Origin of the sequence: Rhizobium grahamii CCGE 502 (assembly GCF_000298315.2) — a bacterium.
Taxonomy (GTDB): Bacteria; Pseudomonadota; Alphaproteobacteria; order Rhizobiales; family Rhizobiaceae; genus Rhizobium; species Rhizobium grahamii.
In genome coordinates this window covers 498,300-511,027 of sequence record NZ_AEYE02000035.1, presented here as the reverse complement: position 1 = coordinate 511,027, position 12,728 = coordinate 498,300, and the positions used below count along the sequence as shown (strand labels likewise).

13 protein-coding genes and 2 pseudogenes are annotated in these 12,728 nt (G+C 55.6%); 12 read left to right on the top strand and 3 right to left on the bottom strand.

Going from position 1 to position 12,728, the window contains the following annotated elements:
* The first annotated feature begins 434 nt into the window (after positions 1-434).
* From RGCCGE502_RS29805 to RGCCGE502_RS29770, 10 genes and pseudogenes are all read left to right on the top strand, one after another.
* On the top strand, positions 435-833 hold the full coding sequence (locus RGCCGE502_RS29805; RefSeq protein WP_016557948.1) for a DUF1236 domain-containing protein: 399 nt from the start codon (positions 435-437) through the stop codon (positions 831-833).
* Between the two features lie 69 nt (positions 834-902).
* Positions 903-1,496, top strand: coding sequence for a BA14K family protein (locus RGCCGE502_RS29800; RefSeq protein WP_016557947.1), 594 nt, complete (start codon positions 903-905; stop codon positions 1,494-1,496).
* Between the two features lie 63 nt (positions 1,497-1,559).
* A complete protein-coding gene (locus RGCCGE502_RS37605; RefSeq protein WP_019280385.1) occupies positions 1,560-1,727 on the top strand; it encodes a hypothetical protein in 168 nt (55 codons plus the stop codon).
* Between the two features lie 37 nt (positions 1,728-1,764).
* A complete protein-coding gene (locus tag RGCCGE502_RS29795; protein ID WP_016557946.1) occupies positions 1,765-2,187 on the top strand; it encodes a low affinity iron permease family protein in 423 nt (140 codons plus the stop codon).
* A 130-nt stretch (positions 2,188-2,317) separates the two neighbouring features.
* Complete coding sequence (locus RGCCGE502_RS29790) at positions 2,318-2,611, top strand: hypothetical protein (protein ID WP_016557945.1); 294 nt, start codon at positions 2,318-2,320, stop codon at positions 2,609-2,611.
* A 654-nt stretch (positions 2,612-3,265) separates the two neighbouring features.
* On the top strand, positions 3,266-4,303 hold the full coding sequence (locus RGCCGE502_RS29785) for a GlxA family transcriptional regulator (RefSeq protein WP_016557944.1): 1,038 nt from the start codon (positions 3,266-3,268) through the stop codon (positions 4,301-4,303).
* A gap of 416 nt (positions 4,304-4,719) precedes the next feature.
* Positions 4,720-4,923, top strand: coding sequence for a hypothetical protein (locus RGCCGE502_RS29780; RefSeq protein WP_016557943.1), 204 nt, complete (start codon positions 4,720-4,722; stop codon positions 4,921-4,923).
* A 240-nt stretch (positions 4,924-5,163) separates the two neighbouring features.
* The gene (locus RGCCGE502_RS29775) at positions 5,164-5,511 is read left to right on the top strand and encodes a hypothetical protein (protein WP_016557942.1); all 348 of its coding nucleotides are present in this window, start codon (positions 5,164-5,166) and stop codon (positions 5,509-5,511) included.
* A gap of 586 nt (positions 5,512-6,097) precedes the next feature.
* Positions 6,098-6,439: pseudogene (locus tag RGCCGE502_RS35890) on the top strand (proline racemase family protein); the annotation flags it as partial.
* A gap of 4 nt (positions 6,440-6,443) precedes the next feature.
* Positions 6,444-6,813, top strand: a pseudogene (locus RGCCGE502_RS29770) (SDR family NAD(P)-dependent oxidoreductase); the annotation flags it as partial.
* Between the two features lie 239 nt (positions 6,814-7,052).
* On the opposite strand, the gene dinB reads toward RGCCGE502_RS29770, so the two are convergent.
* Positions 7,053-8,153, bottom strand: coding sequence for a DNA polymerase IV (gene dinB / locus RGCCGE502_RS29765; protein ID WP_016557939.1), 1,101 nt, complete (start codon positions 8,151-8,153; stop codon positions 7,053-7,055).
* A gap of 394 nt (positions 8,154-8,547) precedes the next feature.
* Positions 8,548-9,237: an RNA polymerase sigma factor gene (locus RGCCGE502_RS29760; RefSeq protein WP_019280383.1), complete on the bottom strand. Its 690-nt coding sequence runs from the start codon at positions 9,235-9,237 to the stop codon at positions 8,548-8,550.
* Positions 9,238-9,651: 414 nt separating this feature from the next.
* Here RGCCGE502_RS29760 and RGCCGE502_RS29755 point away from each other — a divergent pair, with 414 nt between their 5' ends.
* Positions 9,652-10,569, top strand: a complete 918-nt coding sequence (locus RGCCGE502_RS29755) for a hypothetical protein (RefSeq protein WP_016557937.1) — start codon at positions 9,652-9,654, stop codon at positions 10,567-10,569.
* 89 nt (positions 10,570-10,658) lie between these two features.
* Here the strand turns inward: RGCCGE502_RS29755 and RGCCGE502_RS29750 are convergent, their stop codons facing one another.
* Positions 10,659-10,886, bottom strand: coding sequence for a hypothetical protein (locus tag RGCCGE502_RS29750; protein ID WP_016557936.1), 228 nt, complete (start codon positions 10,884-10,886; stop codon positions 10,659-10,661).
* Between the two features lie 416 nt (positions 10,887-11,302).
* Here RGCCGE502_RS29750 and RGCCGE502_RS29745 point away from each other — a divergent pair, with 416 nt between their 5' ends.
* Positions 11,303-12,154, top strand: a complete 852-nt coding sequence (locus RGCCGE502_RS29745) for an LssY C-terminal domain-containing protein (RefSeq protein ID WP_040675960.1) — start codon at positions 11,303-11,305, stop codon at positions 12,152-12,154.
* Positions 12,155-12,728 lie beyond the last annotated feature (574 nt).

Sequence of the window (12,728 nt, the reverse complement as noted above, 5' to 3'; positions counted from 1 at the left end):
GGGCGAATTTCCTTCAAGACCTAATTTCGCGTAGCGACGGAGATAATGGCCCGCGCCTTCTTCAAGCGCAGCAATGCCCCTTCTGTCTTGCTCGGCTCGTCGAAAGGCAGGACTGATCGAAAGGCCAGCCAGTCTGCCAACACGCGACCGCCGTGGGTTATCGGAACCCGAAGAAGCTTAGAATCGCAAGGACAATCACCACGGCGCCTACAAGCCAGATCAAGTTGTTCATGTGGAATTCCTCCTCAGTCCTCTTGTCGATCATCACCGCGGTAGCGGGATGAGTGACAAACGATGATGCGCGCTGGCTGTTCCACGGCACGGACCTAAGTCTGCGCACCCCGGACCAAAGTCCTAGGGACGGAACGGGTTCCTAGGTCATCCGTTGTCTCGCCGCGGTCGGTAGGATCGTGCTTGAGAACTAGGAGGTTCAAATGTTTCGTAAGGTTATCGTCGGTGCAGCCGTCTCGGCAGCCCTCATGTCGGGTGCGGCTTTTGCCGGGTCGTCCACGGTGAATGGCGCTGCGGGCGGCGCCGTTACTGGTGCGATTGTGGGTGGTCCAGTCGGTGCGGCCGTCGGTGGTGTCGCAGGTGCTGTCGTCGGCGCTGCGATTGATCCGCCGCCGGAGAAAGTCGTCACCTATGTCCGGGAAGCCCCGGCGCCGACCACGCGCGTCATTGTCAAAGAGAAGGTTGTCGTCGGTCATCCGCTTCCTGAAACTGTCGTCGTAACGCCCATTCCGGAGAACCCGAAATATTCCTATGCGATCGTGAATGACGAGCGCGTCATCGTCGAACCGTCTTCCCGCAAGGTTATCCAGGTCATCAACTGATCGATCCCTTCGGACGCGGCCTGCGCGCCGCGTCCGAACACTCCAGATATTCAAGCAGGAAGTCGCAAGATGAAGACCTTCGCTTCGCTGGCGTTTGGTATCGCAAGTTCCATAGGTGCATGCATCGCCGTTACCTCGCTTGCCTCTGCGATAGTGGCCGATCCCGAGGCTCATAAGCTCGATACTTTGTCGTCGCCTGATCTCTGGACGAACAAACCGGTCCGGATCGATGTAGTCAATCAACGGTACGAGCGCGTCCCGGCAGCACATTCAACCTATGTCACCGATCCGCTGCAGCTCAAGGTCGCGGCGAGCAATCCGGATTCCACTTTGAAGACATCGGTCACGGCGAAGCCGACGTTGTCGGCCGAACACCTGAACTGGTGTGGCGCACGCTATCGATCTTACGACCCCGCTTCCAACAGCTATCGGGCCCACAGCGGGGCGACGAAGACATGCTTGTCGCCGTACGCAGCATTGGAGGCCGTGGAGAGTGTGACAACTCAGGCAGGTTCTGCTTTGGCAGCGGGCGGCGCCGCCATGGCGTGGTGCGCGGCGCGCTACCAGTCTTACCGGGCCTCGGACAATAGCTACCAGCCTTACAATGGTCCCCGTCGTACGTGCGTTCCGCCTGCTCGCCAGGAGGTGGCCTCATCCAGGTAGGTGCCAATAATGGCCCGAGAGGCGAGGTAAACGCCGGCTCGTGCCCAGAGGAAGGAAGACGACATGCTGTGGTGGATACTCATCGGCTACCTTGCGTTGATTTCGACGTTGGCTACTGGCCTATTGATGATGGTCTTCCAAACCGTTCTGCAGGCGAGACGATCGAAATCGGCGGGATTGAGTGCTGGTGCCGAAGCGTTGGTTGCAGACAGCGGCCCCCAAGAACCGTGACGACCTCAAACTTCACCCATCATAAAGCGAGGTTTCAATGAGCGAGACGAGGAAGTCGAACGTCTTTGCCAGGTTCGCCACCGCAGCGGCCAAGTCGTCAGGACGACCCGCGACCTTTGTACTAGCGGTAGTACTTGTCCTTGCATGGGCCATCGCCGGCCCCTCCTTCGGCTTCAGCGAAACATGGCAGCTCGTGATCAACACGAGCACGACCATCATTACCTTCCTGATGGTCTTCGTATTGCAGAACTCGCAGAACCGTGACGGCAAAGCGCTCCATGCGAAGCTTGACGAACTCATCCTGACGTCGCAGGCCCAGAACAAATTTGTCGGCATTGAAAAACTCGACGAGCATCAGCTCCGTGAAATGAGCCGGAAGTTGGCCGAGAAGGCCGCATGCGTCGAGGATGCCGCGCAAGACAAGGTCGAGGAACGGGAGCGCCGACAGACGCCCGCCTGACCTTTCTCCGCGACGCGTGTCCGCTCTTCTGCTTCCACGCGCCATTATAACTGAATGCGAAGACATGGCCGACTACTACTTGAAATACATTTCGGTCGCGACATGTATGAGCCCACCCAAGTGAACCGATATGTCAAAGCAACTTTCTTCCATCCAATCCGCAGCGCTCTCCGCAGAGCAGACCAGCTCCATCCTCCTCGGGTTTGCGGAGACGCTATCGGCATTTGCGCAACAGCTCCCGGGCGACGATCGCGATCTGAGGACGATACTGCATGACGTTTCGGCGTCCATCAAAGCAATGGTCAACGATATTGCGCATGGGGATAGTGATGTTGCTCTTGAAATCATCCAATCGGCCGCAAGGCTCGTCAGTGTGATGCGACAGGTAATGTTGCGCCGTTCGCTTTCGCCGACCCTTCACTAGCAAACCTTGGATTGAGGTCTGGTCGCCGTTGGATCCGGATGCGACGGGTCCCCCCTTGGGACTGCCGTCAACTTCATAAAACCCATTTGACAACGCTGACGCGACGGAGCTCCATGTCCTCCTTGCAATCATTCCACGGGCGATGGATTAGCGTAGCGAGCTGCCATTCTGTCGATGCGGTCAAGTGAGTTCATCAGGTCTACGAATTCGCATGCCTCAGCCCAGGTCATACCAGAAACCGGTATTTTGCCGATCGTGGCGCCTGCATTGTCATCCCGTCAACAACAAGCCATCGATCATCGATCTCATGGCGCAGATTGTAGCGTCGCATCAAAAATCTCCCGTATGCGACGGGATCGCTATCATAATTTAGAACGTAGTCATATAGTAATTGGCTCCCGGCATGAAGAGCATGGCTATTCATGGAGCGTTACCCGCAACTCGACACGGACGGTCCATTGTCTGGAGCTTTCAAGTGGAGATGTTGCGTTCCACAATCAGCGACCGGTTCAAACTGCCGACGCCCAAACTTGCCTAATATCGAAGCGCTGCTCCAGGAATGAGAGGCTAGAGAACGTCGGCCGCCAGGTATGGCGACACTGCACTGGCTGGTATAAGATTTGCTTTCTCGCAAGATGAAGACGATCTAATGTTATGGACCCCAGCAAGTCGGCAAAACTAAAAATTGGGTTCTTGTTGGCAAAGAACTTTACTTTGAGTGCGTTTTCGTTGTTTGTCGACACGCTCCGCTTGGGAAGCGACGAGAGGGACAACTCCGGTCGGGTAGCCTGCGATTGGCTCGTGATGAGTTCCGATAAGCGATTTGCAACGTCCAGCTCTGGCGTGCAGGTCGTGCCCACAAGTCTTCTGCGACCCGCAACTGAATTTACCTACATCGTAGTCGTGGGTGGGCGACTTAACGATACGGAGGTTTTGGACGTTGATACCATTCGGTATCTACGAGGGGCTACTGAGAGCGGAGTACCTGTTATCGGGCTCTGCACCGGCAGCTTTATCTTAGCCGACGCAGGCCTGCTCAAGGGGAGGACAGCATGCGTAAGCTGGCTGCATCACGGGGAGTTTCGCGAATTATTCCCCGATATTCCGGTGATATCGCACGAACTTTTCGTGGAGGACGGCAATATAATCACTTGTGCAGGCGGCAGCAGCGCGGCTGATCTCGCAGCGTTCCTAGTGAACCGCCATGTAGGTGAGTTCGCCGAGAGGAATGCGCTGGAAATCCTGCAAATCGCCAGACGCCGCGACGCCCGGGAAATGCAAACCCGCAATCCACTTGGCCAAGTTGCTGATGATAAGCGGGTCGAGCTGGCGTTGCTAATTATGGAACAACATGTGGAAGATATCCTGGAGATCGAGGATATCGCGGCTCAGACCGGGCTGTCGCGCAGGCAATTGGAACGTTCCTTCAGAGCCAAACTCGGAGTTTCACCAGCTTCGGCCTATTTAAAGCTTCGGTTGGATGCAGCGATGCGACTGGTGAAGACAACGACCCTTCCATTGGCGGAGGTGGCCATCATGTCGGGATTTGAGAATTCTTCGCATTTCATTCGGAAATTCCGGGAACGCTTCGGCAATCCGCCCGCGACAGTTCGAAAAAACCTCAGGCTTGAGACTGTTCACTCGGAAAACATAAGCATTGCAGCGGCGAAACGGCGGATGGCGAAGGCATAGTCGCCGCGAAACAGTGGCGTGTATCGCGGGCGCAAAGAGGACGTCAGCGGCAACGACGCGATTATCGACGGTTCCCACATAGGCGACCAGCGAGAGCCTTGTCGATGGCGAACCGTGAGACTGCGAAACAAACCTCGATCACGAGAGCTTGGCTTATCGCATAAGAGCACCGGCGAACGAAGCGCTGTAGTAAGGCGATCTGGCAGTGCCAAAGGCAAACCCTCGAAGCCGATCCTTCGCAGATTGTGGTATGAGGCAGACCCTGGTCCCCCGGAACGTCGCGTCATTCAAACATCGCGATAATCTTGTCGGGATCGACCGACCATAGTGTAGGGCCAGAATTGATTTGACACTAAGTCATCCCAAGCGCGGAGTCTTTTTACACTGATGCGCGCATCTTTATAGGAGGAAAGCCCATGGAACTGAAGTGGCAAACGATTTCAGACCGTTCGAAGGTTAAAGATGGTCGCCAGATCATCATCGGCGCACAGGATGAGGCTGGATTCCACTATAACGTTGTGTTTTACCACCAACCGTTAGAGGTTTGGTATGGTGGCCCTGGCATTAAGGTGAGAGACGAAGATATTGAACGTTGGGCTGAAATACCGGCTCCTGAATAACTCAGAGGCGTACAGGTCTTTACACCCGGTCCTTGCTAATCGGCGAGCGGCAAGATGAGCAATGTTACTAGTCTATCCGTCGGCGAGAAATGGCGAATCTGACCAGCCGGCCAAAGGCCAAAATTTCGACCCAAGCCAACCAAAAGTAACCTCACTAGTCGAATGATGCTGCGTTGTGGAACGCTTCAACATAAGACATAGTAGAAAATTAGTTGGTGCTAATAGATCGGAGGGGATCTCATGCCAGCAAATTTCGATTCACCGCTGACAATTAATGGTGGCACTGGATTCGTTCAATGGCCAACCGGACCGTTGGGTTCCGTTGACGGGTATAAGCCGATACGGGTTGAGGTTTGGCTTATGCAGCAAAGTACCGGAGCCATACAAATGACCTACCAGGATGAGTTTATCCCAGGTGTGACGACATGGAAGGCAGATGATCCATATTTCCCACCGTCCGGGAGCTTGAGCGGCGGACTTTTCAAGCCCGGGGCGGCATTGGGAACAGCCGTTTTGATTACAAAGAAAATGGGCGGCACCGTCCAGCATGTTTATTGGTGGACAGAGGAAGTTGATCTTAAGTACTGACGCTGATGGCATGGGTAACTCGCTCGCAAGCAGGTCATAGCTTCGCCCTTAAAAGCCAACTTGAGATTGCCAATCGGCGGATTATTGATCGAGACCTTTTGATTTGCGATAAACCGGCGATCGACAGTACGGGGCCGTCTGCTGGCTGAGAAGTGCGCGACGCCTTAGAACGAAAGTATTTTAAGTCATGAATCGGCCGTCGAGTTACACGGGTGCCGAGATGGTAACAATGGCCGACAAGCTGCACCGCTTTCCAGCCAACGGCAATCGCGTTCGCTGAGCAAGGTCGCCGACGCCTTGCCGGGGCCGGCTATCTGCCACTCGCGGAGACCTTCTTCACGAGAGGAGGCGTAACCTAACCCGGATGCTGCGACGGAAGTCGGTGGCCTAAGGGTGCGGCCTCCGGGTTCGCCCTTTTCCGACGCGCATTGCAGGGTGAAGTGGAACAGCCCTTACGTCTCTGCCTTTTAAAGCATGCTTGACGCGAAGTATCGTAATGGCGACGGCAGCCATAACGATTGGGATCGAAACCAGCATTATCACTGGACTAAAATGATAGCCTGCGTGGTCACCGGTCTCGAACACAGACGGCGCCATTCGCACCTGCACGACGTTGCAGCCCGGCGGGGTTGACCGTCGTCTTGCGGCATAGGTAGCTCTGCCAATCTTGCGACGCTGCACGCGCGGGGTCTGGTCTCGGTGGGCGACATCAGGACATCGCGCTCGATTATCGGCGGCGAGTTCCGTGCGGAAGCTATCGGAGAGACCGAGGTTGCGGGCCGCAAGGCAGTACTGCCGCGTATCACCGGTTTGGGGATACGTCTACGGCCGGACCGAGCTTAGGGGGGCGGGTGACGATCCATTCAGGGACGGGTTCGCTCTTTCGGACACCTGGGGGCCGCAGGGCCGGCCTTCTGAAATGAGGTAAGGACATGAAAGCGGTGCTGGAAGGTCAAGTCATACTTGTCACGGGCGCATCGGGCGGGATAGGCGTGACGATTGTAAAGCAGCTTGCGCTGGAAGGAGCGAGGCCCGTCATTCATTATGGACGCGACAAGGCCGGCGAAGAAGCGCTGCTTGCCGAGGTCGGTGGGGGGCTGGATCGTTCAAGCGGACCTTGCAACGCAGGCAGGGCCGTTCGAACTGTGGGCGAAGGCTTTATCGGTCATTGACCGCATCCATGGCCTGGTCAACAATGCTGGCATCCGCACGGAGATCTCCATTGATGCCTCGGCGTCTGACTGGACGGCTGCCTGGCAACGCGAGTTCCAGATCAACCTTTTCGCCGCGGCCGACCTCTGCATGACGACACGGCAGGGCCCCGCAGCGTCAATTCCGCGGTGGCGGTGAGGCGACGGCTGATGCCAAGCCCTCAGGCGGGAGCTGCCAAGTTGCCGTTGGCGACCCTTATTCCTTGTCAGAGGTTCGCGCTGTCCGGGTTGAACGGGACGGCGGGCACGAGGTCGACCACGTCTAGATGTCCTTGGGATGGGCCAGGCCTGAGCAACACTCAAGACACCAATGCGGGTATGGACCTCGCACTACAATGTGAGCTGCAACTGCTCTGTCGAGCCTGCTACCTGTGGCTCTAACGAAGACAGCGTCACGCCCAGAAGGCGAATTCCTTTCCGGACAGGGAAGACAGCTTCCAGAAGGACACCAACCGTCTCCTCGATTTCTTCCGGCGATTGAAATCCGCGAACCGTACTTCTAGCCCGAGTGATCTGCGTGAAGTCCGAGTATTTCACCTTGAGTGTGATGGTCTTTCCAGTGATCCTGTTGGCCTCGCAGTAACGCCAGACCTTGGCGATAAGTGGCGTCAGATTCTCCGTGGCAGCCTGGTAGGCGTGAATGTCGTGGGCGAATGTGTCTTCGGCTCCGACTGACTTTCGCACCCGGTCTGGCTTGACCGGCCTTTCATCAATGCCGCGGGCGATGCCATAAAAGTAGAGCCCGGATTTACCGAAGTGGCGGACAAGAAATTCAATCTCCCTTTCCCTGAGGTCGGCTCCCGTTGCGATGCCGAGGCGATGCATCTTCTCGGCAGTCGCTGGCCCGACGCCATGGAACTTCTTGACCGGCAATCCAGCCACGAAACCAGGTCCGCTTTTGGGAGTGATTACTGCCTGGCCATTGGGCTTGTTGAGATCGCTCGCCATTTTGGCGAGGAATTTGTTGTAGGAGATTCCGGCAGATGCATTCAGGCCGGTCACTGCCTTGATTTTCTGCCGGATCTCGAGGGCAATCTCGGTCGCGATCGTCATTTGTTTCAAGTTCTCGGATACGTCGAGATAGGCTTCGTCGAGGGAAACCGGTTCGACCAGCGGTGTGTACTCGGCAAAGATTTCCCTGATTTGCGCGGAAATAGACTTATAGACGTCGAAGCGAGGCCTTACGAAGATGAGGTCGGGACATTTGCGTTTTGCCGTCACGGACGGCATGGCCGAATGAACGCCGAACGTCCGGGCTTCGTAGCTGGCCGCCGCGATAACGCCACGCGCCTCGGAGCCCCCGACAGCAACCGGGAGCCCGCGAAGCTCCGGATTATCCCGCTGCTCGACGGAGGCATAAAACGCGTCCATGTCGATATGGATGATCTTGCGTATCTGGTGCGTCGATGGGCTTTTAACAGGATCAGTCATAGAACAGGTTCGTATCCGGGGTGAGGATGAGAAAATGGGGCTGGCAACGGTCGATGCCCTAGGCTATTCATCCCTGGAGCACCCAACAACAAGTCGTCGCCCTGGCTTCCCGAAGGTAAGACTTGGGATTGACTTGAACAATACGACCTCGGAATCTCCGCTGACCTCGCTGAACGTCCGCGCTTTAGAAAATCTCCTTAAAAGCTCGTACCACCACTCCAGCAGGCGTGTCACGGCTATCAAGATCGTCATCTGCCCATCGCAAAAGAACGCGAACGAACTTGTTGCGCCCGGTCATATGGCACAGGCGACTTTACATCCTGATCGACTTGGAGTGGCGTCAGGACTGCGCAGGTTGTTATTCAACTTGTAACTGGTGAGGGTCCGACAGCAATCATCGGGGAAAGAGCTGTCTCATGATACGTTCGGTGAGCTGTTCGCATTGCCAGCCGGCAAAGGGAAATGCGTCGACAGCGATTGGCCCGATCATTCGATCCAACTTTCCCCTGATCACAGCGCGTGCGCGATGAAGGCGACTTCGAACCGTCTCCGGCTTCAATGAGAGCAGTTCTGCAGTTTCTTCGACGGTCATTTCCTCGATGACCCGGGCAATGAAGACAATGCGAAATTCCTCTGGAAGCTCGTCGGTAGCGGCTTCCACCAGCTTCAAAATCTGCCTCTGGGCCATCGTGATTTCCGGATTGTCGAGAGCAGCGCCACTTGGAAAGTCGAGAACACGACCTGGCAACCCTTCTTCACCGAGATGGACTTCGGGAGTCCGACCTGCCTTGCGCAAACGTCCAAGTGCTTCATTCATGACGATGCGTGTCAGCCAGGTTGAAAATGTACTCTTGCCATTGAAGTCGTCGAGATGACGAAACGCCAACAAATAGGCTTCCTGGAGCACATCCTCCGCCAGAGAATCGTCACGGACGATACCGCGGGCAATGCGATAGAGCCGGCGGTTGTATCGACGCATGATCAGGCGAAATGCAAATGGCTGTCCCGCACGAACCAATGCGAGAAGCTCCGGATCGGATTGGGTTGGTTCGGGTGCGGTTGCATTTTCTTCGTGTTTCGGCATCGGCTCCTCCATAATGTCTTTGATGTCTTGCAGCGAAAAAAGTTCCGACAAAAATTTTGAAGGGTGCGACCTAGTGCCTCGGCCTTACCTCCGGAGTAAAAACCGCTACACCGTTACAAATGCGCGGCCCTGTGGCTCTCTTTCATTCACCACCCTTCAAGATGGACGCCCACATTTCATCCACTGCGGAGACAGCAACCGATGGAATTGCTATGGATTATTCCCAATCGTGGTCTCCATTCGATCACCAGCTTCGGAAAGTGTTTCCGCGTGCGTTGCAGCAAGAAACTCGGTTGACGTCGAGGAGGGGCTAACGTGACTTCGGCAGGGTTCAGGAACTGCTTGGCTGCGATGTGCCTTTTGGTGGCGGGAACGGCCCATTCGAAAGAGGGGCCATCGCCCAAATGCCTCCAAATGGGATCAGAAGCATTTGAGAACCTCGTTGCTTCGCAGCTCCACATCTCTCCCGATGGCTCGGTCTTCGCTGGGGAGATGGCGGACGACACGCAGGCAGCCTTCGCCAATGTGCCGGAAAAAGCACGGGGCCTTGTCGAGCAAACGATCCGGGATGGAAAAGGATGGGCGGCTTTCGGGACCAAGACGAATGCCGAAAACCGACTGGAAGTTCAGGTCCTTTACCTTCTTGAGGACGGCGACACATGCGTGACGATACAGGACAATCCCGAAAGGATCAGTCCAATCTACCTCCCTGAGGCTGTATCCCGCTCGCTCCTCCTTTTTTTCCGGCTGTCGACCGATGGCGACGAAGTCGAACTTCGCTCGAGGCTTCAGGCTTTCCTGACAAAGACAAATGAGAATCGATCGACCTCGACGGCGCCCCGGGTCGTGAAGGGAGGAAAGCCGAGGAAAATCGACTCTCGGGAATACGTTCGAAAATGGGAGGGATTATTCCCGGCGCAGATGCTCGAAAGTATTGCCCGGCTGCAGGATGCATGCAACTCGCGCAACAACGGGTCTGAAATTGATCTTTCGGATAAATTCGTCACGGGCGCGGACCTCGATGGAGACCGTTACGAGGATTGGGTTGCGAATGGCTATGGCGTTTTCTGCAGAGGGCCGGATGGCGGCCGCCGCCAATTTGCAAGTGACGAGCACGGGGCCACCGTCTGGGTCATGCTGTCGAGCAACGGCAAGCTGGGATCAGTGGCTGAATTTCGTCTCGCGCCCGGAGACACGATCAGGCGATACGACGGCTATGTCATCATCGATTCCAAACTCGGCATCTATTCTTTAAAGGCCGGCTCGACCGTCAACGCTTTGAAGTCAATACCCGAGGGCGGGCGGATTGTATTCACCCTCGCCAGAACCTAGCCATGCTCGGTAGCGCCTAGTGAAGTGGGGACTGATATCGCGGATGTCCAGATCGACCTGAACTTGCACCAGGGGCATCAAGAAAATCGCTACTCCGCGGCCTGACGAAGCGAATGGACGCCTGGAGGCTCTGCCAGGGAAATGATCTCGAAATCGCTGATCATGTGGTGCTGTTCGGATCCGACGACCGCGAGAGTCCAATACTCAGGCTCTTCGCCGAAAACCATCGAGACCTGCACGATGGTCGCCTTATCGTCGGCATGCTTAGTGGATCTTGCCCAATAAAACGCGCCCGGCACCAAATTGCTTACAAACATGACCTCGACTCCCTACAACAGGTGGGGACGATATCAGAAAACGTAAAAATGAATATACCTCAGGCAGTGCGTACGATACCGGACGTTTTTGCGTTGCGGACGCCGGATGGCGTAGGCGCATTTCGGCAACAACGCCATGATCAACGCTTACGGCCTCCTCCACAATGTGGTTTGAAGCCAGCTTATAGTATCCGGGTTTCCTTGAGTAAGGTAGGGCCCTGTTGGATATATCGGTTACGACCACATCGGAGATGAGCAAGGCACCAATACATGTCACTCAGGCGGAACCTCTCGTTGGCCGACGCCGTCCGCGTCGCGAAAGATCCACCATCAAGGGGAGACGCCTACCAATTGGAGATTTTGGTGTAAAAATTGCGAACAGCGAATTCATCTGACGCTCGATGAGGGGGAGTGTTGTGAGATTGCTGACGCGCTTCTTCCAGAGATTGCTTGTGTTCTGCTTGGGAGGTCTCAGCGTTTGGCTGATAGTCTTCATTGTTTTCGATACGGCGGATCAAAGGCTTCCATGGGTCTTCGCAGTTTGCCTCACCTATGGTTTGGCAGCGTACGTCATCTTGCCGAACATCGTCCGCCTGAGTTTGAAGGTGCTCCATCGAGGACTTATCCCGAGATATACGATAACCGCCGATGGCCTGCCCGGTGACCCCGTCAATTTCGTCCTCATCGGCACGCTCCAGCAACTCCACGATGCGTTCGAAATCGCGGGTTGGTCCAAGGCGGACAGTTTGGGGATGGCAAGCTCGCTCCGAATGGCGCGAGCCTTTCTTATGAACTCTGCCTATCCCACGGCGCCGTTCAGTACCTTCTATCTTTTTGGTAGGCGACAGGACGTCGGGTTTCAGGAGCCCATAGACGGGAGCCCCCGCAAGCGCCATCATATTCGTTTCTGGGCCCTTAGTCTCACCCATTCCAGCGAAGATATGAGCGAAGCGAGCTTTTGGCTAAAAACGGACAAGCCATCAACCGACGAGCGCGTTCTGTGGGTTGGAGCGGGCACAAGGGATACCGGACTATCTCTGACTTGGCTAACGTTCAAGATCACGCACGCAACCGATTCCGATACGAATGCCGAGCGTGACTACATCGTCAACGAACTGAAAGAAAGATGCGTCATTGGGGAGGTCGCGTGGCATCAGTCAGGCTCGCGTCTGGTGACCGGCAAGGTCAACCATTACATTACCGACGGGGAGGTTGCAGTTGCAAAGCTAATCAGCCGAGAGAATACCGTGGCACCATTTGCCGGCTAAGATGGTTCCCGAGTCGGAGCGAGCCATTCCGCAAGGACGTAACGGGCCTCTATCGGCCGCGAAGCGGGACCGAGAAGACACCGCCTACCTCGTGCTGATTACGATATCGTCGCGAATGAGGTCTGAAAGCTCTGTCTCATCCGTCACGCCGAACTCGATCCACTGCGTGAGGCTTTTCACCTTTCGAGATGCTTCGATGCTTCCTTTCTTGTGCCCATGTTCATCGCACCAAATTCTGAGGATGCGATCAATCAGCTCTGCAATCGTAGATTTCATACTAATTTTAGTCATAATCCCATCGCATTGCGCCGGTTTCTCGACGCATGAGCCTATGTTCGGGTGCATGGCCCTGGCAATCTCTCGAACATAAGAAAGTACTTATATTCGGGCACATAAGGTCTGACCGTTGCAGAACGGCAATAGTGCCGCACTGGATTTTTTCAGCGAAATATGCGCTTTATCAATCGGATACGGCGAAAACCTTGCCTAAAAGGTTATACATTCGGTTTGCTATGCATGATCATAGGTCCGTGGCGGACCGTCGTCCACCTGGACAGACAGGAGATCCGCCCCA

Excerpts from the sequence above, each read along its gene's own strand:
- RGCCGE502_RS29800 (WP_016557947.1), top strand. The coding sequence starts at position 903 with ATGAAGACCTTCGCTTCGCTGGCGTTTGGTATCGCAAGTTCCATAGGT.
- RGCCGE502_RS29760 (WP_019280383.1), bottom strand. The coding sequence starts at position 9,237 with ATGCCGAAACACGAAGAAAATGCAACCGCACCCGAACCAACCCAATCC.
- RGCCGE502_RS29750 (WP_016557936.1), bottom strand. The coding sequence starts at position 10,886 with ATGTTTGTAAGCAATTTGGTGCCGGGCGCGTTTTATTGGGCAAGATCC.
- RGCCGE502_RS29805 (WP_016557948.1), top strand. The coding sequence starts at position 435 with ATGTTTCGTAAGGTTATCGTCGGTGCAGCCGTCTCGGCAGCCCTCATG.
- RGCCGE502_RS29790 (WP_016557945.1), top strand. The coding sequence starts at position 2,318 with ATGTCAAAGCAACTTTCTTCCATCCAATCCGCAGCGCTCTCCGCAGAG.
- dinB (WP_016557939.1), bottom strand. The coding sequence starts at position 8,153 with ATGACTGATCCTGTTAAAAGCCCATCGACGCACCAGATACGCAAGATC.
- RGCCGE502_RS29795 (WP_016557946.1), top strand. The coding sequence starts at position 1,765 with ATGAGCGAGACGAGGAAGTCGAACGTCTTTGCCAGGTTCGCCACCGCA.
- RGCCGE502_RS29780 (WP_016557943.1), top strand. The coding sequence starts at position 4,720 with ATGGAACTGAAGTGGCAAACGATTTCAGACCGTTCGAAGGTTAAAGAT.
- RGCCGE502_RS29775 (WP_016557942.1), top strand. The coding sequence starts at position 5,164 with ATGCCAGCAAATTTCGATTCACCGCTGACAATTAATGGTGGCACTGGA.
- RGCCGE502_RS29755 (WP_016557937.1), top strand. The coding sequence starts at position 9,652 with ATGGGATCAGAAGCATTTGAGAACCTCGTTGCTTCGCAGCTCCACATC.
- RGCCGE502_RS37605 (WP_019280385.1), top strand. The coding sequence starts at position 1,560 with ATGCTGTGGTGGATACTCATCGGCTACCTTGCGTTGATTTCGACGTTG.
- RGCCGE502_RS29785 (WP_016557944.1), top strand. The coding sequence starts at position 3,266 with ATGGACCCCAGCAAGTCGGCAAAACTAAAAATTGGGTTCTTGTTGGCA.